This window comes from Chryseobacterium sp. Y16C (assembly GCF_022488405.1).
Classification (GTDB): Bacteria; Bacteroidota; Bacteroidia; order Flavobacteriales; family Weeksellaceae; genus Chryseobacterium; species Chryseobacterium geocarposphaerae.
Genome location: NZ_CP092711.1, coordinates 1,354,397 through 1,376,412 on the forward strand (window position 1 = coordinate 1,354,397; position 22,016 = coordinate 1,376,412).

A 22,016-nucleotide genomic window follows, 5' to 3' on the forward strand; every position below is an offset into this window, starting at 1 on the left:
TTTAGATGATTATTATAGTTTTTGTCCTCTTGGCTTTCTAACCTTTTTTTGCTGATCCTCCTGCTGTTTATTGGCAGGCTGTTGCTGTTTTAATTCTAAAGGCTCTTTCACATTTTTTGTAGCTTCATTGGTTTTACCCTGAGAATTAACTGCAGTTTGGGTGTTGTAATCTTCTGTAGGTTTTGCCTCTTCTTTAAGTTTGTTGGGGTTATTGAAGGAGAAATCGGTTTTGGAAGTTTCTTTGTTGAAAGTAATATACCCCTGATAGGCTTTGCCTTTAGCATCCTGAAGACCATCGATATAAATGGTTTGTCCGGCTTTGAATTTTTCATACTGTGAATCATCCAGCTCTTTACCTCTAAATACTCTGGGAGCTTCTTTATCCGTAGGTTGACTTTGCTGTTGATCGTGTTGTCGGCTTTGTTGCGGTGCCTGATTATTGCCAAACAGAAATTCTACATACCGCTTATCTGCATTGAATTGTACAGTGGCATCGAAGGATTCTCCTTTTTTAGAGGTCATGCCTTCAAGATACAATGGTGCTCCTTCCAGTAGGGTTTGTTTCTGATGTTCATCAAGCCTAATTCCTTTAATTTCATCAGGAATTTTCATGTACTCCGCTCTATAGGCCACGAGTTCATTGGTTAAACGGTCACGGCTGATCACTGATGGAATGATTTCATCGGTTTTAGGATTAACCAGATCTACTACCCTTCCCATATTTCCGGTTTCTTTTAGGTTCTTTTTGTCTTTATCAGAGAACTCATGACCCAAGAATTTATTATTGAAATTAGGCTCTTTGCGGATGCCATGCAAATGAACAGCAACCTGTCCTGTATCTCCTGTTTGAAGAGATAATCGGACATCCATTTTGCTGATGGCTGTTCCCAGATTAATGGTAATGGGAATCAATGTATTGGTTTTAAAACCTCTGAGTAATGAATCCATAGCGTTCATCTTTTCAAGCTTCTCCTGATTAAGTCCGAACTTTTCCATCGTTTTCCAGTCGATCTGTTCTGGTTGAAAACGATATTCCTGATTTTCTGTGTTGTTGTCCATTGTATTTTGATTTTTAGGATTATTATTATTTTTAGGCAAAACTTCATAGTCTTTCAGTTTTTCTTTTTCTTCAGGAGATGCCTGATCAACATACTTCTGAAGATCCTTGGCGGTATTGACAGCATCATATTCCGAAACCTTGAAAAAGTTGAAATGAAAGGGATTTCTGAGCTGTCGGTAAAAATTGGAAAAGAAGTTGGAAAAGATATCGCCGTGCTTATCAACTCTGATCAATTGATCATTTTCCTTTTTATCCTCGGGAGGAAACTTTTGCAGATTTCCCTCTTGATCAACTCCTTTGACCATTTCTATCTGATTCGTATGAATGTTCAAAACAATGAGTGTGTCTGTTGATGGTTTGATTTCACTGGTTTCCTGAGAGTTTATTATTTCATTTTCCATTGTATTTTATTTAATGGAATGAAGATATTTACTCAATCAGGAATTCATAAAATTTGGAATTACAGTAGTGTATTTGGCTGCTAAAGTCTTGATCATAATGAAGAGCTCAAGCTCTCTCTGATCAGTTGATGAACATCCGAAAGTTTATAATACAGTTTTCCGCTGATGGTATAGTATGGCAGCTTTTTATCAGTCCGATACCGCTGTAATGATCGGGAACTTATCTTTAATAGCTGCAAAACATCTTGGTTATCCAGGAGTTGCTCCCCGTCTATTTCTATAAATCTGGACTGGTTCTTAATCATCTGTTCTTTCAAAATGTCAAATCTTTCCATGATTCTATCCATCCAGGCTATAAATTCTGTTCTCTCAATATTCATAACTGTGATTTTTATGATTGTTGGTGATGTAAAATTGAACAACAGGAATGATATAAAATCACTACTTTTTCGTAGTAACGAAGATTATTTGTAATAAACTCAAAAATTTGTTTTTACAAGACTCATGAATTATTGTTAAAAAAAGATTCAACACAATACATAATTGAGGAATTTTTAATTTTACAATTAAAATAGTACATGCCAGAAAAGTCTAACAGATTTCTAATATTTGCAAAATTATGAGCTAATAATAAAATTTGTAAATTTGAAAAAACTTAATACCATAAGCTCGTCAAATTAGAATGGAAATTATTTATTGGAATATTGGCAAAGATGTAGGACCTGAAAAGCTTAAACACAAAATACTTGAAAGTTTACTTAATGAAATTAAACCAAATGTTTTGTGCATAGCCGAAGGAACTAGAAGTAAAGACGATTGTGAAAATCTTATTTCAACAATTACTAGTTTAGGATATATTGTTTATTACAGTCCAACTTTCACTAGCGATCCAGAATATAACTTAAATTACCCATATAAGCCAGAAGGTCTTAAAATTTTTATTAAAAACAAATCAGATTTGCACGTCCCTTTTACTTTTGATTTACAAAAAGAATATGGAAGAATTGTAGCTGTTCATACAGTGTTAAATAAAGAAATAGTTACATTATTATTTGTTCATAACTATTCAAAAAATGGTGATAAGGTGGTTACAAGTGATCAGATAAGTTTTATTTCCAATCTATCCGAATGGATTCATTTGAAAGGAGGTATTGTCAAGAAATCTCATAAACATTCAATTATTGGCGACTTTAATCTTGAACCTTGGGATCATGTTTTACGACGAGATCACAATAAATCTATTAATAGTTATTTTTTTACAAACCATTTTGAGCAAGAGAAAAAAAGACGTTTACATAAATCTCAAGGAAGAGAGTTTTACTTTAATCCTCTCTTAGAACATTTAATCCATAATGATCAAACTAATTTAGGTGGCACATATTACAGTTTAAACTATGGTTGGGCATTGTACGATTATGTAATGTCATCTAAAAATTGCTCCACAAATATTAAAGTTATCACCCAAACAAAATCTCATATATTTGTAGATTCAGCAAAAGAGCAAGCATCAAATTTTTTAAATCATGGATTTGATCATTTACCAATTCAAATTACTATATCATGAATAAACTTAATTTAAATTTTTTAGACGAAGACAGTGGATATGATCATGAACTGACAAAAGTCTTATATTCCTACGGAAAAGAAATAGCAGATTACTCTCAAGGATATTTTGACCATTTAGTTACTACCACCTCAACCGAGGGGCAATTTTTAGGTGCATCTTTATACATTATTGTTCCTGAAATAAGTAATCAATATAAAATACTCGACATTAATTTAGGTGATTCTTTAGATGAGATTATTTTAACCTATATTCCATTAAAAACTGATCAAAGAGCAGATTTCACTATAAATATAAAAAATGGGCTTAAAGATCTAACCGATAAGATTGAGGAGATACTTAATTCTAGTTTAGTTCAAGCTACTTTTAGACACCTAATTAGCTTGGTGAAACTTAAGGAAGAGGCATTGGAAAAATATAATAGAGAATCTGGAAAAGGAAAATAAGCTAGAAGAAAATTCCACCTATATCTAATAAAGCCTTTCAAATAGAACTTATCAAAGTGTAAAATGTTGTTTAATGTTACTCACTCATTTTTTGAATATAGATTATAAAAACTCGCTAATTAAAAGCTATAAATTCTTTATTAATCGAAATGTGAGATTAATTCTTTCTTTCATTGGAACAGTAGACTTAGCGATCCGGTGCTCCCAACTTTCCTGAAGATCACCTTTCATAATAAGGAGTGAGCCATTAGGAAGTGGCAAACTATATTTGCTTTCATGATGATTTTTTTTCCTGAAATCAAAGCTTCTGGTTTGGCCAAGGCTGATAGATGCAATGAAAGGACGTTTTCCATATCTGCTTTCCTTATCCCGATGCCAGGCGACGGAATCATTATGATCACGGTAAAGATTGAGTAATACGCCATTGAATTGATAACCGAACTCTTTTTCTATTCTTTCTTTTAAAGCATACAGTTCGGGAGTCCATTCATTTCTTTTAGTGGTATTATTATCGGCAGAATCGTAGGATTTTGCATCGCCATACCAAGCAGTCAACCGTGGAGTAAGCACCATCTTATCGTACATTTTCTGGGTACGCTGTTCCCAGGGAGCCGTTTCTAACAATTTATTTTTAAGCAGATCAGCTTCTTCCCTACTCAGGAACTTCTCTCTGTATTCCAAAAGATCTTTGGGAAACTCATACAAATCTTCTGCATCAAATAAACTAAGCTGACTCATTGTAATTTTTCTTTAAATCATTTAACTTTGTCTTATTCCGTTTCTACAGGAATAATTTTTTTTCATCAATTGTGTTTTTGGCTTCCCTTCGGGGAAGTTTTTTGATTATGCTATGTACTCAAAATAAATTCAATTCTTATCTCCCATTTTTTCTTTGATCTGTTTGATATCGGTTTTAATTTCTGTGATAAAGTTTTGAATATGATGTTCTGCAAATTCATCAGGCTCATATTCTTTGGTAGTAATACTACAGGCAAATTCCCAGATTTCTTTAATTTCAGGTAATGGAATTTTATAAGGCTCATAAAATTGATTGTCAGCCTTAACCCAGATACCATCTGCTTCATGAAACTGAAACCTTTTGTAACTGATACCATCATTGGTGGTAATGAAAACATACGTTCTGTCCGTTTTCAGGTCCGAAAGATTTTCTACATATTTTCCCACGATATAGGTTCCGTTCTTATAGGGGGGCATTGAATCTCCGTCAGCAGGAAATGCCCTGAACTTACCCCCTTTTAAAAAAGGTAATGATATGGTCTCCAGACTTTCTATGTACTCCGGATCTCCATAACCATTCAGGTAGCCCATAGAAGCTTTTTGGGGGATTATCTCAATCTGGTTGTTTCCATCCTGATCAACCTTTATAGGCAGAACGATTCGATTGTCAGGAAGCTCCATAATCTCATCAATTGAAAATTTACTGAGATCTACAGTCAACAATAAGTCGATGCTGATGTTATAGAATTTTGAAATTCTAAGCAATATTTCAATTGGAGGTTCTGTTCTGCCATATTCATAGGCGACATATCTGGATCGGGTAAGAATTAATAGATCTGCCAGTTCTTGCTGAGTCATGTTTTTCTTTCCTCTCAAAAACACGATGTTATCAGAGAATTTCGACATTGTTACAATTTTAGACAACAAAAATACAAAATATGTTTCAAAACGTGACTAATTTTGTCACATGGAAAGAGCAATTGTACATATGGATTTGGATACGTTCTTTGTTTCCTGTGAAAGGCTGAAAAACTCCGAATTGGAGAAAAAGCCTGTGATCATCGGAGGTGGAGACCGTGGTGTAGTGGCGTCCTGCTCTTATGAAACCCGTTTTTTCGGAGTTAGGAGTGCCATGCCCATCAAAATGGCTCTGCGGCTATGTCCCGAAGCAAAAGTCATAAAAGGAGATATGGAAATGTATTCCAATATGTCCCATATGGTGACTGAAATTATCCAGGAAAAAGTTCCTGTTCTTGAAAAGGCAAGTATCGATGAATTTTATCTTGATCTTTCCGGAATGGATCAGTTTTTCGGATGCTATAAATGGACCCATGAAATCGCAGAAAGCGTACAGAAAAATACAGGATTACCGATAAGTTTTGCCTTATCCACCAATAAGACCGTATCCAAAATCGGAACCGGAGAATCAAAGCCAACCGGAAGATTAGAAGTCAAACAGCATGACATTCAGCCGTTTTTAAACCCACTTTCGGTAAAGAAGATTCCTATGGTCGGCGATGTAACCTTTCAGCTACTCTCAAGACTGGGGATCAGAACCATACAAACCCTTTCAGAAATGCCTGTTGATGTGCTTCAGCAGCTGATTGGTAAAAATGGAAATGAACTTTGGAAAAAAGCACACGGAATTGACGAAAATCCTGTGGTTCCTTATTCGGAACGAAAATCCATTTCTACAGAAGATACCTTTGCTCAAGACAGCATCGATATTCAGGGTATCCAAAGTATTCTTTCCGGAATGGTTGAAAAACTCTGTTATCAGCTCAGAGCAGAGAAATGGCTGGTATCGGTAGTGGTGGTAAAACTCCGCTATTCCAATTTTGATACGGAAACCAAACAATGCAGGATTCCTTACACCTCAGCTGACCATACCCTGCTCAGGTATGTTTTAGAACTCTTTAAAAAAGTATATACTAGACGTATGAGAATAAGGCTGGTTGGTGTAAAGTTTACCGGACTGGTTCACGGGTGCCATCAAATGGATCTCTTTGAAGATACGGAAGAGTTGATATCTCTGTATCAGACAATGGATAAAATCAAGAACAGGTTTGGAGCATCAAGTGTAGGAAGAGCCTCAGGTCTATTAAAATAATTACAAGATGTTTCTGAATTGTCATTCTTATCACAGTCTTCGGTATGGAACCATTTCTATTAAAGAACTGGTTGAGCAGGCCGTACATTTTAATATTAAAACCCTGGCCCTTACAGATATCAATACCATTACCGGGATCTATGATTTCTATAAGCTTTGCCAGGAGTATAATATCAAACCGATTGTTGGAGTGGAAATACGGGTTCAGAATGAACTGTATTATATTTGCCTGGCCCGAAATCAAAAAAGCATTGCAGAAGTTAACAGGCTTTTAACCGCATACAACTGTGAAGACATTGAAATTCCTAAAGCCAATCCTGATTTTACAGATACTTTTGTTATTTACCCACTGGAGAATATTCCTGAAAAATTAGCAGATCATGAATTTATAGGCATCAGACAGAACCAGCTCAACCTTTTGATTCAACCGGAATTAAAACAATTCATTCATAAAATGGTTATTCTTCATCCGGTTACCTTTACAACCCCTGAAGAATATGAGCTTCATAAGATATTAAGGGCTATTGATCACAATACATTGATCAGTAAGCTTACAGAAGCTGATTACTGTAAAGACAACGAAATGTTTACTGATAAAAAAGAGCTTCTGGCTAAGTTCCAATATGAACCACAGATTATTGAGAACACAAAATATATGGTCAATAGTTGTCATTTTGATTTTGATTTTTCAACCCCTAAAAACAAAAAGAATTTCACAGACAGCAAAGAAAATGATTCTAAGCTTTTAAAAAAGTTAGCATATCAGGGACTTTCAAAAAGATACGCCGGGGATAACCTGCAGGCCAAAGCAAGAGTAGATAAAGAATTGGGGGTTATTGACCAGCTTAATTTCTGTGCTTATTTCCTGATCACCTGGGATATTATACAGTACAGCAACCGGATGGGATTTATGCATGTAGGAAGAGGAAGCGGTGCCAATTCCATTGTCAGCTACTGCATCGGCATTACCGATATATGTCCTCTGGAGCTGGATCTGTACTTTGAGAGGTTCCTCAACCTCAACCGTAAAACGCCTCCTGATTTTGACATAGACTGGAGCTGGCAAACAAGGGATATCATCTTGGAATATATTTTTGATAAATATGGTAAAGACCATGTTGCTTTCTGTGGAACTAATGTTGAATTTAAATACCGTTCTATTTTCCGGGAAGTAGGAAAAGTTTTCGGACTTCCGAAAGATGAGCTTGATATACTGGCAACAAAACCCATCCAGGAACATGATACTAATTCGGTATCCAGACAGGTTCATTACTACGGAAAATTGTTGGAAAAGTTTCCTAACCAGAGAAGTATGCATTCCTGTGGAATCCTGATCTCCGAAGAACCTATCACCAATTATTCCGCATTAGAAATGCCTCCCAAAGGTTTTCCGATCGTACAGTTCGATATGTATACCGCCGAAGAAATTGGTCTTGAAAAATTTGATATTCTCTCACAGAGAGGATTAGGAACTATAGATGACACTGTAAGGCTGATTAAGGCAAAAAGAGGAATTGATATTGATATCCGGGATACTTCGCTCTCAAAAGACGAAGCCCGATGCAATGAATTCTTAAGTTCCGGAAAAACCATCGGCTGTTTTTATATTGAATCTCCTGCTATGCGTGGATTACTCCGCAGGCTGAAATGCAACAACTACAAAGTATTGGTTGCTGCCTCCTCCATTATCCGGCCCGGGGTGGCTCAAAGCGGAATGATGCGGGAATATATTTTCAGGCATAATAACCCTACAAAATTTGAGTATTTCCATGAGGTTTTTGAAAAGGAATTAGGAGAAACTTATGGAATCATGGTGTATCAGGAAGATGTCATTAAGGTTGCCCTTCACTTCGGAGGATTATCCGCCCCTGATGGTGACGTACTAAGAAGAGCGATGAGCGGTAAAGGCCGTTCTTTATCTGCATTACAGAAAGTAAAAGATAACTTCTTTGAGTCCTGTAAAAGATTGGGACACCCTGAACAGTTATCTATGGAAGTATACCGGCAGATCGAATCCTTTGCTGGATACTCATTTTGCAAAGCACATTCTGCTTCCTATGCCGTAGAAAGTTACCAGAGTTTATATCTCAAGGTCTATTATCCAATCGAATTTATGGTTTCTGCTATCAATAACGGAGGAGGATTCTATAGAACCGAAGTCTACATTCATGAGGCCAGAATGTCGGGAGCTGCAATTCATAATCCCTGTATTAATCTAAGTGAATATCAAACAACGGTTCATGGTTCGGATGTTTATTTAGGCTTCATGCATATTGAAAGATTGGAAACAAGGTTAGCAAAACTGATTCCTGAAGAAAGAACCCTGAATGGAGAGTACACCTCTCTTGAAAACTTTGTTAAAAGGATTCCTATCGGTATCGAAACATTGCAGATTCTAATCTTTATCGGAGCATTCCGCTTTACCGGAAAACAGAAGCATGAGCTGCTCATTGAATCAAGATTTCTGTTGGGAACTCATAAAGTTGCTTTCAGGCATCTGACTTTACTGGACGAACCTCAGAAAGATTATCAACTTCCCACCATAGAAAGAAATCCATTTGAAGATGCTTTTGATGAAATAGAGATATTAGGATTTCCTGTTTCTTTCAGCCCTTTTGATTTATTACAAACCCGGTACAGAGGTTCCGTTTTAGTAAAAGATTTATTGAAGTTTCATAAACATCAGGTTAAAATGCTGGCCTATCTGATTTCAAGAAAGCATGTACCTACCAAGAAAGGAACGATGTATTTCGGAACCTGGATTGATGCTGAAGGACAATATTTTGATACCGCTCATTTTCCAAACTGCCTTGAAGAATATCCTTTTCAGGGTGGTGGCTGTTATCTCCTATTGGGAACCGTAGAGGTCGATTTCCATTTTCCTACTGTTACCATTCATAAAATGGCCAAAATGCCTTTTATTCCGGATCCAAGATATTCAATGGATAAAGAGAAGTCATTGGAAGCCCAACGTAATTTGCATGAGGATGTCAGTATGACTTTTAGGAAACCGTATCCTCAGGAACATGAAATTGGATTGCCAAGACAAAAGATGTAGCATCCGAAATTACTTTTTAAAAAAAACATATACTTAATTGCTTTTCAGTATCTATTTAGACTTTGATTAGTCTTAAATAAAAAAGGAGTTATCTTTCGATAAACTCCTTTAATCTGAAATAGCAATAAAGTATTAGTGAGAAGTAACATCTGATGAAGCCGGTAGATTCTGATCCCAACCTCCACCAAGAGCTTTATATACCGCTACACTTGCCTTCAACTGGTTAACTTTCTTTTCAACCAATTCAAATTTAGATTCCAAAGCATCACGTTGTGTCAAAAGCACTTCCATATAATCAGCACGGGCATATTTAAACAAATCATTAGAAATGTCGATGGATTTTGTCAAAGCATCCACTTCCTTCGTTTTGATATCCAAACTGTTTTTCAGATTCTTAATTTTTGAAAGCTGATTCGCCACTTCAATATAAGCTCCCAAAACAGTCTGCTCATAATGATAAACCGCCTGAACCTGCTTTGCATTGGCATTATAATATGCAGCTTTAATGGCACTTCTATTGATCAACGGAGCAGTCAGTTCACCTGCTAAAGAAAACAGAAACGATTCAGGTTTAATCAAATAGGTCGGATTAAAGGCCTGTAATCCAACACCTGCACCAATATCTAAAGAAGGATAAAATCTTGCTTTTGCAGATTTAATATCCAGTCTTGAAGCTGCCAGTTCATATTCAGCCTGTTTGATATCCGGACGGTTTTCCAACAGCTCTGAAGGGATTCCTGCGTACACAGCCTGTGGTACAATCGAATTAAAATCCTGGCTTCTTTCCACAGGCTGAGGAAATCTTCCGACCAGATAATTGATCTTATTTTCAGTTTCTACGATCTTCTGCTGAATATCATACTGCATTCCCTGTGTTTTGAGAACCTGTGCCTGAAATCTTTTCACGGCAAGTTCATTGGAACGGGCATTCTTTTTTAATTCTTTAATAATATCCAGTGCATCATTTTGAATCTTAATATTTTGATTTAGAATAACAAGCTCATTATCCAAAGCAAGCAGTTCGTAGTAAGAATCGGCAATTTCAGAAATAAGGTTCGTGATCATGAAATTTTTTCCTTCTACACTTGCCAGATACCTCTGAACCTGAGCTTTTTTTGCATTGTGAAGTTTACCCCAAATATCGGTCTCCCATTTTGCCTGTACTCCCAATCCGAAATCAAATAAAGGATCAGGCATTTCTTTTCCGGGTTCCATTTCAGTATTGGCTTCCATTGCTCCGATATTGGTATAACGGCTTACCTTATCAACTCCCGCTCCCGCTTTTAAGCCTACAGAAGGTAAATATTCTCCTTTCTTCGCTTTAATTTCATTTTTAGAAATCTCAATTTCCTGAAGGATGATATTGAGTTCCTGATTATTCTGTAATGCCTGATTAATGAGTGTCTGAAGATGAGGATCACTAAAATATTCGTTCCATTTTAATTTTCCTGTGTTGATAGTGTCATTCTCCGCTAATGTGTATTTTTCAGGCACTGTTCTGTTTTCAGTACGTTGCTGTATGTCTATAGGTTTGCATGCGGCGAGGCTTAATAAAAAGAATGCTGTTCCCGCATATTGATATATTTTATTCTTATTCATAATAGATCATGTCTTCGCTTAATGGTGATTCGTCTTCGTCTTTGATCATTTTTCTGCCATCTGATAATTTGGCAAAAATGTAATAGAGCCCAGGAATTACAATAACTCCGAACAGCGTTCCTATCAACATACCTCCTAACGCAGAAGCACCAATGGTATGGTTTCCGATAGCACCTGCTCCACCTGCGAAAACAAGAGGGACCAATCCTGCAATAAACGCAAATGAGGTCATTAAAATCGGTCTGAAACGGGCTCTGGATCCTTCGATGGCTGCTTCCAGAATAGAATCTCCTGCCTGTCTCCTTTTCACAGCAACTTCTACAATCAATACTGCATTTTTACCTAATAACCCAATGATCATAATTAAACCAACCTGTGCATAGATATCATTTTCAAGCCCCATTGCTTTTAACAATAAGAAAGATCCGAAAACTCCGACCGGTAATGAAAACAATACCGCAAACGGAATAATGAAACTTTCGTACTGTGCCGCCAATACAAGATAAACAAATACCAAAACGACAAGGAATACATAGATTGCTTCATTCCCACGTTGTGCTTCGTCATAAGACAACCCTTCCCAAGCTACTTTATAGCCGTGAGGTAAGGTTTTTGCCGCCACTTCATTGATTACCTGAATCGCATCAGCCGTTGTATATCCTTCAGCCGGAAGTCCACGGATTGCTGCAGAATTGTACATATTATAACGTGTAATTTCGTTTGGTCCCTGCGTTTTTTTCATCGTCATAAACGCTGAATAAGGAACCATTTCTCCATGATCATTTTTCACATATAATCCTAAAATATCTGAAGGAAGCCTTCTGAATTCGGGAGAAGACTGAACATATACTTTGAAGAACTGACCGAAACGGATGAACCCTTGTTCGTACGTACTACCAATTAAAATATTCAGATTTTCCATGGCTGTTCCGATGGAAACACCTTTCTGCATCGCTGCATTATTATCGAAAACCAATTCGTATTGAGGATAATTGGCTGCAAAGAAGGTGAAAACCCCGGTTAATTCTTTGCGTTTTTTAAGCTCAGCAATGAACGCTTTATTCACCTTATCAAAATCCTGATAATTGGTCGTTCTGTTCAAATCAAGCAATCTCATGGAGAAACCTCCCGAAGATCCGAAACCGGGAACTGCAGGCGGTTCGAAGAATTCTATTGTAGCGCCAAGATCTTTTGATTTTTCTTCAAGCTCTTCCATGATTTCTTTTACATTGTGCTCACGGTCGTTCCAGCTTTTAAGGTTAATCAGACAGGTTCCCGCATTGGAACCACGACCTTCCGTCATGATCTCATATCCCGCCAATGACGAAACCGACTCTACTCCATCCACACCCTGACAGATTTTCTGTAATGCTCTTGAAACTTTATTCGTTTGCTCTAAAGTTGATCCTGGCGGAGTCTGAACAATCGCATAAATTGTTCCCTGATCTTCATTGGGAATGAAACCACCCGGAAGCGCTTTATTAACAACAAAAATTCCCACACAGAAAGCAATCAGAATTCCCCATGTAACCACTTTTCTGGTAACAATTTTCCTAAGGAATGCGGCATATTTTCCTGTTACTTTATCAAAGCCTCTGTTGAAAGAGTCTAAAGCTTTCGTGAAAATATTTGATTTTTTAGGTTTTCCGTGGTGATTTTTCAATAACATTGCTGCCAGAACAGGAGTTAATGTTAACGCAACCACCGCAGAAATTACAATTGAACTCGCCATCGTAATCGAAAACTGGCGATAGAACGTTCCCACAGGACCTGTCATAAAGGAAATCGGAATAAATACGGCAACCATTACCGCAGTAATTGCGATAATCGCTCCTGCGATCTCTCCCATTACTTCTTTCACTGCTTTATAGGGGGAAATATCACTTTCCTCCATTTTTGCGTGAACAGCTTCGATTACAACAATCGCGTTATCGACCACGATACCGATTGCTAAAACCAACGCAAAAAGGGTTACCAAATTGATTGACATGCCAAACATTTGAATGACAAAGAAGGTTCCAATCAAAGAAACCGGAACGGCAATAATCGGAATTAATGTTGAACGCCAATCTCCAAGGAAGATAAACACTACGATTGCCACCAAAATAAAGGCATCTCTCAACGTGTGCATTACCTGCTCGATCGATGCATCCAAAAACTGTGAAACGTCATAACTGATCTTATAATCCACACCGGGAGGGAAATTTCCTTTCATTTCCTCCAACTTGGCTTTTACATCTTTAATAACGTCATTGGCATTACTTCCGTAGTTTTGTTTTAATACAATAGAAGCGGAAGGATGTCCGTCAAGATTTGAATAAATATCAAAAAATTCGCTTCCTAATTCAACTTTTGCAACATCTTTCAGCTTAATATTTTCTCCTTCTGAATTGGAACGGACGATGATATTTTCATATTCTTCAGGTTTATTATACTGCCCTTTATAAGTAAGAACATATTCTAGGGATTGCGCTGCGATACCGGAACTCTGCCCTATTCTTCCGGGACGACCGATGATACTTTGCTCGCCAATTGCTTTCATCACTTCATCCACAGAAATCGAATACGCACGCATTCTGTCAGGATTCAGCCAAATACGCATTGCATATCTTCTACTTCCCAGGATCTGAGATTTCGCAATCCCATGAATACGGTTGATTTCAGGGATAATATTGACCGTTGCATAGTTATAAAGAAATTTTTCATCCATGCTTTTGTTGGTACTGTACAAATTCACGTACATCAACATACTTGGCTGAATCGGGTTTACGACTACCCCTTCTTTCTGTACCAGTTCAGGAAGCAACGGCATTACCTGGTCCACTCTTGTCTTCACCAGAACAACGGCTGCATTGGGATCGGTTCCGGGATCGAAAATAACATTTACTGTTGCTTCTCCGGCACTGGTCGCATCGGTTGTGATGTAACGCATGCCCTGAACTCCGTTGATGGCATTTTCAATCGTAATTAATGATGATTTTACCAAAACATCGGCACTCGCTCCGGGATAAGCAATGGTAACAGCAACGGTTGTAGGAGCAATTTTAGGAAACTGTTCGGTTGGAAGCTGCTTGATCGCCAAACCTCCTATAAACAGGATGATAACCGATATCACAATAGCGAATACCGGTCGGTGTATTACTTTTTTAAACATAATCTTGCTTTTTAATTACTCGGCATACAGATCCAGATTCGACATTACTTTTTCAGGAGTCTGGTATTTTGAACTGATCGTCTGGTTTTCCTGAACCATTCTAAGACCATCCAGAAGAATTCTTTCGTCCTTTCCAAGACCTGAAGCTACAACATACAGATGCGGTAATTCGGCAGCAATCTTTATTTCTCTCGCTTTTACTTTGTTGTCTTTTGTAATAACATAGACATATTTCTTTTCCAATTCTTCAAAAGTTGCTTTTTGAGGAATCATCAAGGCGTTTGCATAAGATGATGTAATAACCACGTTTCCTGTCTCACCAAATCTTAATAATCCTTTTGGATTCGGGAAAGTAGCTCGGTAAGCAATATTTCCGGTTTCATTATCGAAATCAGACTCGATGGTTTCTACAACACCGTCCTGTGTGAATTCTTTTCCGTTGGCCATTCTCAAACGAACATGCATCGGATTATTCGTTGTTCTGTCACTCATCTGATTCAGATATTCAGCTTCCGGAACATTGAAATACACCCACATTTTGCTGTTGTCAGATAATTCAGTAATCAACTCTCCGTCATCTACAAGACTTCCTTTTCTTACATGTAATCTTCCAACAATTCCTGTAAAAGGAGCACGGATTTCAGTGAAACCCAAATGGGTATTCGTTGAAGCAAGTTCGGCTTTCGCTTTTTCGTATCTTGCTTTTGCCATAGCCATTTCCTGAGGAGCCACAATGTCTTTAGCCGCAAGATTTTTAGTATTCTGATATTCAATTTCCGCGTATTTTGCTTCTGCTTTTGCGCGGTTTACATCAGATTCATATAAATTAGGCATGATTTTAAATAAAAGCTGTCCTTTATGAACAAATTGTCCTTCATCTACATAAATCCCCTGAATATATCCTTTTTCCTGAGCACGAAGCTCGATGTGATTAATAGAACGGATTTGCGCCACATAATCTTTGTTAATTAAAGTATCCTTTACAAGCGGACTTGTAACATTGAAAGATGTTGTTTCTTTTTTTTCTTTTTTCTCAGATTGGCAGCTGAAACACAAAAGAATAAGGCACAAGCTTATATACATGAGACTTTTCTTGACCATGATAATAAATTTTATAATATTTTAAATTTGAAAAATAGAGTCATTGGTTTTCAGAACATGTCATGAAAACCTTAAATTGTTTCGTAAAAAATAGTATAAAATCACAGTCGGATGACCCTGTATTGGATATACAGATCATCGTAAGGTATAATTAAATGTTCGGAATGAGCGAGTGAAACCGCATTTTGTTTATCGTGAAACGTAATAACGAAACCTGAAATTAAACGCCAGAAATCGCCTCTTAAAAGCATGGCCAATTCTGAAGACGCTGATGTTTCTAGATTTTCGTCATTTTCACTGTCATTTTCAGAAAGATTTGCACGAAGTTTATTGTAATGGGGACGGCTAATATTATATAAATCCTCACCCTCATTCTCTTTAGTCAATACGAATGATTTCCCAGGACTTTTATCACACGTACTACAAATATCTGTCGTGAAATGAAAACCTAACTCATTATTATTCTCTACAGATACATATTGCTGAAGTTGCCCGTAGTACCATCCCAGGACGGTTAACAGAGCAAATAACAAACTGCATAGATATTGATAAAATTTTCCTTTCATCGCAGGCACAAATGTAAGTAAACTTCAAAATGATTACAAATAATAGAGATTAAAAAAGTGTTAAAAGAACGCTCTTTTTTTCTCCTGTAAACAAAAAAGCCGTCCCATTTCTGAGACAGCCTTACTAACATATAAAATCAACTAACTAGCATATCATTATAATTTACCTGCTAACGCTTTAAATAACAATACATTGTTTCTGGTATTTTCATGTTGAAATTTCAAAAGATCTAGCTCGGCTTGCAGCTTGCTTTTCTGGGCATTGATCAGTTCAAAGTAGTTTGCATAACCCGTAATATATAAGTCGTTGGATACCTCTATTCCCTTATCAAGATAATTGACTTCCTCTTCTTTAAGTTCTAAAACTTTATGAAATATTTGAGTCTGTTTCAGAATAGACTGCAGCTCATTGAAGGCAGTAGTAACACTCTTCTGATAATTCAGAAATGCAATTTCCTGTTCTACGCCAGCAACTTTAAATTCATATTGCAACTGGCCTTTGTTAAAAACAGGGACCATCAAACCTCCTAAAATCTGTCCCGCCAAAGAGGCTGGTTTGAAAAGTGTTTCGGCAGAAAAGGAATTGATTCCAAATCCTGCTCCAATATCAATTTTAGGATAAAAAGCAGCTCTTGCAGCCTTGGCATCAGCATGTGAAGCCTTAAGATAATAGTAGTTTAAAATCACATCCGGCCTGGAATGGATTATCTTATCAACATTGATATTGGAATTCAGGATATTGAAATTCGTAGCCAGAAGCATATCGCCTCTCCGTACATCTCCATCATATACCCCTGTTAATGTTGATATGGCTTGCTTCACCGTCACTATTTCCACTTTAATATGTTCAATCTCTGCCAGCCAGTTATTGTTCTGTGCCTTAAACTGCTGTACAGCCAGTTCAGTTACCTTACCGACTTCACGCTGTGCTTTGATAATTTCAAAGGCACGCTTCTGAAGATTGTAATTATCCTGGTAGATTTTTAACCGCTTGTCTAAAGCGATCAGGTCATAATATAAATTGGCGATATCCCTAAAAAGATCGGTCTGAAGAAGCTTCAAACCTTCTGTTGATGCCAGGAATTTGTTCTGGGCTGAAAGTTTCTTATTTTTTAGTTTTCCCCAGGCATCAATTTCCCAGCTACTTCTGGCGCCCATCCAGTAATTCAGGGTAAAGGAAGTATTGATCTTTTGTTCTTCTGTGATATTGGAGGAGAGATTGGTATCATAATTCCCAACCCCTTCCATTGTATATTTTCCATACCGGTCGCCGGAAACCTGAACTCCAACTTCCAGAGAAGGCAGTAATTCTGTTTTTGACCGCTTTAAAAAGCTGTTGGCTATTTCTACCCTTTGCTGGGCTATTTTAAAATCAGGATTGGCTTTTTTTACCTCCTCGAAAAGATATAATAAATGGGGATCCGTAAAATAACCTTTCAGATCTATTCCAGAAAATTCCGATCTGCCGGTAGCTGAATCCGCTGCAACGGCATCCGGTAGTCTATTGGCCTCCTTCATAGAAGCTACTTTAGGAACAGCACAGGATGTCACAAGTAGTCCTGTAATCCCCCAAAATATAAGTTTTAATTGAATTCGTTTCATGCTTTTTTTCTATTTTCAAGGGTTGCAAAGAAAATGTATAGGCCAGGAATGATGATAAGACCGAAGACAGTACCGATAAACATTCCTCCTGCTGCTGCAGTTCCCCATAAGCATATTCTTAGCACAGCAATTCCTATTTTTGAACCTCCTGTTTTAGCTGAAATTACCCCTAAGATCATTAGGAAAATAATTGAAAATCCGTATTGGAAATATACCATTTCCTTAATCGGAGCAAAAAGAGAAACGCCAAAGGTAATAATGCACCTAAAGCAAATGAACCCAAAGATGCAAATGCAGCCTGCAAAGGTTTTGCCTGAGTAATTTCATTGATTCCCAATTCATCGTGAACATGAGCAGCCAAAGCATCGTGATTACTTAATTCAATGGCGACCTGTAAAGCAGTTTCTTTGCTTACACCTCGCCTTTGATAGATTTTGGCTAATTCTCCTAACTCCACTTCCGGCATTTCTTCAAGTTCCCGTTTTTCCTTTAAAAGCTCAGCTTTTTCTGTATCCTCTTGTGAGCTAACTGAAACATATTCTCCTGCAGCCATAGACATCGCTCCTGCAATCATTCCTGCTAATGCAGCAAGAATAATGGTATTTCTATCGGGATTAGCTGCAGCAACACCAATTACAATACTTGTAGTAGACAACAATCCGTCATTTGCACCTAAAACCGCTGCACGAAGCCAACCGACTCTATTGACATAATGTTTTTCCAATTGATGATGCATAAGCTTTATTTTTTTGTTAAAAATAACTTACAAAGATCTTTAGCAAGTCAAATTTAAACTGATTTTATTTAAATCTCAAATTAAGGGAAAGATTATCTGATTTGATTCTATTATAGAAGAAAGCATAATACTGAAAAACAATCAGTTTATAGATAAACAAAGCCAATTAAAAAGTTTCTTAGCAGAAAAAAAGTCTGTAGTTTCTATTTCACTTGGCTCAAACAAATAAGTAATCTACAATAGTGTTTGAAGACATCCTCGTTACTTGACAAATAGACAAATGGTGCAACTAAAGAAAGTTGTTAACTACTGCCATTGATTAAATTAGCTTTATCATCAAATTTATAATTTACCAGAAAAATTTCTTTTACAATTTTTACTTCATCGCCTTCTCCATCAGCCCAAATAGTGTTACTGTCATCTGCGAAGTAAGCGTGTCCTTTATCAAAAATTACCGAATCTGAAGGACAGTACAATGATTCATGCGGTTCCTTATAATCTGTAATGGTCTTGCAATTCAGCTTATCTGAAATAATTTTTGCCAGATACTGTCCCCGTTCTAGTGCATTTTTATCCGGAGTTCCTGCTATTTCAATCATAATGGGAAATTCACTTTCATTTTTAATAAGACTGAAACAAATTGAATAATCATCAAGTTGTTTTGCATCCTCAATTTCCCAAGTGTTTCCCTGATCAAAATAATGAATTTTACATCCTTTAAAAGTATCAGATAGAATGCCTTTAATGACGTCTTTATTAATGTGTCTGTCAATTCCAATTTGTTCCATAATATTATCTTGTTTGGGTTGTTGATTTTGGGTTGCTGCTAGGCGAAAAATAGCAGCACTTCAGTTGACGCAAAGAAGCCAAATTAGTATTTTTTGATGATTTTTTTAAATTCAGTAATCTTTTAATTAATAGAACTAAACCCTTTATATTTCAACACCGAATTTAAATGAAGCTTATAATCATACCATCACGAACCACCATAATGTTTTATTAAGTCAATATTTTTCAGGATTTTCAAAATGTCATTATAATTTTCAACCGATAAAGTAATTGATCGTTCTAGAATCTGATTGATTGAGAAGCTTCAAATTCTGGTAAAAATTCCGGATACTTTTCTGAATTTGACTGAAAAGATTTTGACATCATCTCTATTTTCTCAATTTGTACTTTTAATTGTTCTTCGTCATACCTATTTGATCAAAGTTTTCTTACCCTTGTAAATGTTTGTTTTCAAGGATATTCAAATCCAAACTCAAATTGCTCTAACCTATCATTCCATAATTTATAACTTGCAAAATATTTGGGCATATTGTTCTTTTCCAAAATTTTTGATTTACTGTCTTGCGGTTGTTCAATGACATAATAAAGTTCTATGTAATTTTTTGTACTGTCAATTGGTGCATAACAATCCCCCAATTTTTCAATAATTTGCTTTTTTGTCAGGCCTAATTTTATTCCTTTTCCTGTTGCAAATGTATCAAAGTTTAATTCTTTAAGTTCACCATTGGGTTTATCCGATTTCTGAACTTTAATTATTGAAATCTGGTTTTTACTATCTCCGGGATGTCTTGTTAATGTTAGAATTTCGCCTTTAAGTTTTGAATAAAAACGATAATGGCCTAATGTATCCATATTATTTTCCGAACCAATAATTTTTGTGGCACTTTCTGAATTTCTTAAAATTATTCCGGAAAGTGATACATCAGGCTCATCAAAAATACAATTTGATTTTTTTAGTTTTTCAATCGCTTCAAATTTTAACCTTTCTGCTTTGTCCGGCTCGGGAACAAGTTCAGTTCTTTCATGTTCGCCTTCAGTTTGTTTTTGTATTTTATTGCAGTTATTCAACAATATTAATGTCAAAATTATAATTAAAGTATTTTTCATTTTTTCTGTTTTGAAGTTTCATTTTAGCCTGCTAACGTCTACGTGATTGGCAAGGGAATGGCTAAGAAATTAAGCCGTCTGCTTCTAATTCTCATAGAGGTTTTGAGTTTAGTTTTTTCACATCATCTATATATCCACAGTCACAATAATGAATTCCTACAGTATTATATTTACTGAATGTCTCGTAAAGGTTCTCTATAGCAATTTGCAGATTGTTCATTTAAATAAAAAGCATAATAAAAAATAATTTTTCAAAGATATATTTTAGATTTTCATTGAAAATACTGTTAGAAAATCTTTTTTTCATCAATAATACTTAATTTTAGATCATGAAAAATCATAAATTAATATTGTATTTCATGGTGTCATTTTTCATCATTTCGTCAACTATGATTATTCTAAAACATCATTTATCGATCTACTTTCCCATAGTGTTTTTATTCTTGTTTTTTCCTTTTTTAATCTATCTCGGCATTACTTCAGCGATAGTTTCGTCAACTTATATTAAAAAAATCATTTTGTTTTTTATCTTAAATATAAGTCCATGACACTTGGTTCAGACGGCAATATTGTGAACCTTCTGTCTGTGAGCGATAAAGAAATTATAGAACTTCAGGATCAAAAAGTTTTAGTTTTCAAAAATGAAATGAGAAGTATTGTAAAATCAATTCTCGTATGTTTTTTGAGCTTTATTTTGCTCAGTATTCTTACCGTTTTTCCGGTGTAAAAAGGAGTTTTATTTTATAAAAAACATTCTTCCATCCCAGGAAAACTCTCCGCCTCTTCCCCATGTCGCATAATAAATAATACTCAAACAAATAATGGAGCTTATCACAATAAGTGGAAGCCAATATTTATTGTTATTTTTCTTCTTGAGCCGTCTTGTAATTAAGACATGTGCAACAGTTGCCAAAATAATCGGAGGGAAATAAATAATGTTTCCTAGCCCATAACCAAAGTTTAAGAGCCCAAGCATTGTCAAAACACAAAGTCCAATCAGTATCCACACAACGATCCTGTTAAGTTTTTTTAAATTTATCTTTATAACTTTCATGTTATTGCATATAAGAAGAGGTTAATTATTTTTTAAGGTAATAATCTGCTGAAAAATTTTTTCTCCCAATATTGTATCCCCTACGAATTCATCCCATTGACAGATTGGAGCAAACCATATAAATAAATCTTCCAGAACGGCTTTGTTTCCATTTTCCAATTCAAAAATATGATCTTTTAAATCTTTGTAAAATTCTTCAGCAGAAAAATATTGACCTGAGTATCCGCCTGAATATTCAGACAATATCCTTTCAGCTTGTTTTAAGTCACTGATTAAAGATTGGGTGTCATTTTTGAAGTCATTTTCCATTTCAAAAGATTTCAACCGGATTTACTTATTCATGAGTTCCTGCAGTTTACGGAAATCACCACAACTTCCGAAATTTTGGATATTTCTTTCAGTGCCTATTATTGTCGCAAGATGACAGCTATAACAGATCTTAGCAATTCCCACAATCTGATCTTTTTTTCTGAAAATAAAGATATCTCTAAATGTAGGAATGCAAAAACTTCCTAAATTATCGTTACATGGCTTTTCGCTGAAAATAGTATTTATTTCTGGGTATCGTTTTTTATCAATATCAGTTTTCTTAAAACCGTATTTTATAAGTTTTTCAGGAAAATCCTCTTGTATTGTTTCAGGATAGTTATTTCTTAATAGTGACAAAAACAAGGAATCTTTTTTACTTATTTTTTTATAGTCGAATGAGTTTTTCTTTCTCTGATATTCTATGTCGGAAATATCTTGAGTACTAATATCTATCGAATAATAATCAATCTGGTCAAAATCATAAAATGGTAATTCCTGAGCATGGATTGCAGAAGAAAATAATAAAAGTAGAATAAGAACCGACAGTAATTTGAATGAGAATTTCATAAATATTTCAAGGGTAATTTAAATTTTTACGTTCAGTATTCTTCTAAAAAAAACA

The 22,016-nt window shown here is 35.9% G+C and carries 19 protein-coding genes and 1 pseudogene; 5 read left to right on the top strand and 15 right to left on the bottom strand.

Features of this window, described 5'->3' with window-relative positions; all coding sequences use genetic code 11:
• Positions 1-12 precede the first annotated feature (12 nt).
• Together MKS83_RS05910 and MKS83_RS05915 are read right to left on the bottom strand one after the other, a co-directional pair.
• Positions 13-1,461 (bottom strand): DUF3945 domain-containing protein, encoded by a 1,449-nt coding sequence (locus MKS83_RS05910; protein ID WP_240582396.1) that lies wholly within the window; start codon positions 1,459-1,461, stop codon positions 13-15.
• A 92-nt stretch (positions 1,462-1,553) separates the two neighbouring features.
• On the bottom strand, positions 1,554-1,841 hold the full coding sequence (locus tag MKS83_RS05915; RefSeq protein ID WP_240582397.1) for a helix-turn-helix domain-containing protein: 288 nt from the start codon (positions 1,839-1,841) through the stop codon (positions 1,554-1,556).
• A gap of 302 nt (positions 1,842-2,143) precedes the next feature.
• Between MKS83_RS05915 and MKS83_RS05920 the strand changes: the two genes are divergently transcribed.
• Both MKS83_RS05920 and MKS83_RS05925 read left to right on the top strand, forming a co-directional pair.
• Positions 2,144-3,025, top strand: coding sequence for an endonuclease/exonuclease/phosphatase family protein (locus MKS83_RS05920; protein ID WP_240582398.1), 882 nt, complete (start codon positions 2,144-2,146; stop codon positions 3,023-3,025).
• Positions 3,022-3,471, top strand: a complete 450-nt coding sequence (locus tag MKS83_RS05925; protein WP_240582399.1) for a hypothetical protein — start codon at positions 3,022-3,024, stop codon at positions 3,469-3,471. Before MKS83_RS05920 ends, MKS83_RS05925 begins: the two co-directional genes overlap by 4 nt.
• Positions 3,472-3,597: 126 nt before the next feature.
• On the opposite strand, the gene MKS83_RS05930 is transcribed toward MKS83_RS05925, so the two are convergent.
• Together MKS83_RS05930 and MKS83_RS05935 are read right to left on the bottom strand one after the other, a co-directional pair.
• Positions 3,598-4,209: an alpha-ketoglutarate-dependent dioxygenase AlkB family protein gene (locus tag MKS83_RS05930; RefSeq protein ID WP_240582400.1), complete on the bottom strand. Its 612-nt coding sequence runs from the start codon at positions 4,207-4,209 to the stop codon at positions 3,598-3,600.
• A 129-nt stretch (positions 4,210-4,338) separates the two neighbouring features.
• Positions 4,339-5,115 carry an XRE family transcriptional regulator gene (locus MKS83_RS05935; RefSeq protein ID WP_240582401.1) on the bottom strand — a complete coding sequence of 259 codons (777 nt, stop codon included), beginning with the start codon at positions 5,113-5,115 and terminating at the stop codon, positions 4,339-4,341.
• Between the two features lie 61 nt (positions 5,116-5,176).
• On the opposite strand from MKS83_RS05935, the gene dinB reads away from it, so the two are divergent.
• Together dinB and MKS83_RS05945 are read left to right on the top strand one after the other, a co-directional pair.
• Entirely contained in the window at positions 5,177-6,319 is a 1,143-nt protein-coding gene (dinB, locus tag MKS83_RS05940; RefSeq protein WP_240582402.1) for a DNA polymerase IV, read from the top strand.
• A 7-nt stretch (positions 6,320-6,326) separates the two neighbouring features.
• Positions 6,327-9,377 (top strand): DNA polymerase III subunit alpha, encoded by a 3,051-nt coding sequence (locus MKS83_RS05945; protein ID WP_240582403.1) that lies wholly within the window; start codon positions 6,327-6,329, stop codon positions 9,375-9,377.
• Positions 9,378-9,509: 132 nt separating this feature from the next.
• On the opposite strand, the gene MKS83_RS05950 is transcribed toward MKS83_RS05945, so the two are convergent.
• The 8 genes and pseudogenes from MKS83_RS05950 to MKS83_RS05985 form a co-directional block, all read right to left on the bottom strand.
• Positions 9,510-10,976 (bottom strand): TolC family protein, encoded by a 1,467-nt coding sequence (locus MKS83_RS05950; protein ID WP_240582404.1) that lies wholly within the window; start codon positions 10,974-10,976, stop codon positions 9,510-9,512.
• Complete coding sequence (locus tag MKS83_RS05955) at positions 10,969-14,130, bottom strand: efflux RND transporter permease subunit (protein ID WP_240582405.1); 3,162 nt, start codon at positions 14,128-14,130, stop codon at positions 10,969-10,971. Before MKS83_RS05955 ends, MKS83_RS05950 begins: the two co-directional genes overlap by 8 nt.
• Positions 14,131-14,145: 15 nt before the next feature.
• Entirely contained in the window at positions 14,146-15,231 is a 1,086-nt protein-coding gene (locus tag MKS83_RS05960) for an efflux RND transporter periplasmic adaptor subunit (RefSeq protein WP_240582406.1), read from the bottom strand.
• Between the two features lie 101 nt (positions 15,232-15,332).
• A complete protein-coding gene (locus MKS83_RS05965; RefSeq protein ID WP_240582407.1) occupies positions 15,333-15,797 on the bottom strand; it encodes a hypothetical protein in 465 nt (154 codons plus the stop codon).
• A gap of 156 nt (positions 15,798-15,953) precedes the next feature.
• Positions 15,954-17,399 carry a TolC family protein gene (locus MKS83_RS05970; RefSeq protein ID WP_240582408.1) on the bottom strand — a complete coding sequence of 482 codons (1,446 nt, stop codon included), beginning with the start codon at positions 17,397-17,399 and terminating at the stop codon, positions 15,954-15,956.
• Positions 17,396-18,135: pseudogene (locus tag MKS83_RS05975) on the bottom strand (VIT1/CCC1 transporter family protein). The gene MKS83_RS05970 and the pseudogene MKS83_RS05975 overlap by 4 nt, the downstream one beginning before the upstream one ends.
• Before the next feature lie 302 nt (positions 18,136-18,437).
• The gene (locus MKS83_RS05980; protein WP_240582409.1) at positions 18,438-18,923 is read right to left on the bottom strand and encodes a hypothetical protein; all 486 of its coding nucleotides are present in this window, start codon (positions 18,921-18,923) and stop codon (positions 18,438-18,440) included.
• Positions 18,924-19,374: 451 nt separating this feature from the next.
• A complete protein-coding gene (locus MKS83_RS05985) occupies positions 19,375-20,031 on the bottom strand; it encodes a hypothetical protein (RefSeq protein ID WP_240582410.1) in 657 nt (218 codons plus the stop codon).
• Between the two features lie 544 nt (positions 20,032-20,575).
• On the opposite strand from MKS83_RS05985, the gene MKS83_RS05990 reads away from it, so the two are divergent.
• Positions 20,576-20,758: a hypothetical protein gene (locus MKS83_RS05990; RefSeq protein WP_123277811.1), complete on the top strand. Its 183-nt coding sequence runs from the start codon at positions 20,576-20,578 to the stop codon at positions 20,756-20,758.
• A gap of 9 nt (positions 20,759-20,767) precedes the next feature.
• Here MKS83_RS05990 and MKS83_RS05995 read toward each other — a convergent pair whose 3' ends face one another.
• Genes MKS83_RS05995 through MKS83_RS06005 form a run of 3 tightly spaced genes read right to left on the bottom strand, consistent with a single transcriptional unit; the run spans position 20,768 to position 21,961 of the window.
• Positions 20,768-21,085: a hypothetical protein gene (locus MKS83_RS05995; RefSeq protein ID WP_240582411.1), complete on the bottom strand. Its 318-nt coding sequence runs from the start codon at positions 21,083-21,085 to the stop codon at positions 20,768-20,770.
• A gap of 21 nt (positions 21,086-21,106) precedes the next feature.
• Positions 21,107-21,394, bottom strand: coding sequence for a hypothetical protein (locus MKS83_RS06000; RefSeq protein ID WP_240582412.1), 288 nt, complete (start codon positions 21,392-21,394; stop codon positions 21,107-21,109).
• Between the two features lie 21 nt (positions 21,395-21,415).
• Positions 21,416-21,961, bottom strand: a complete 546-nt coding sequence (locus MKS83_RS06005; protein ID WP_240582413.1) for a hypothetical protein — start codon at positions 21,959-21,961, stop codon at positions 21,416-21,418.
• Positions 21,962-22,016: the final 55 nt, after the last annotated feature.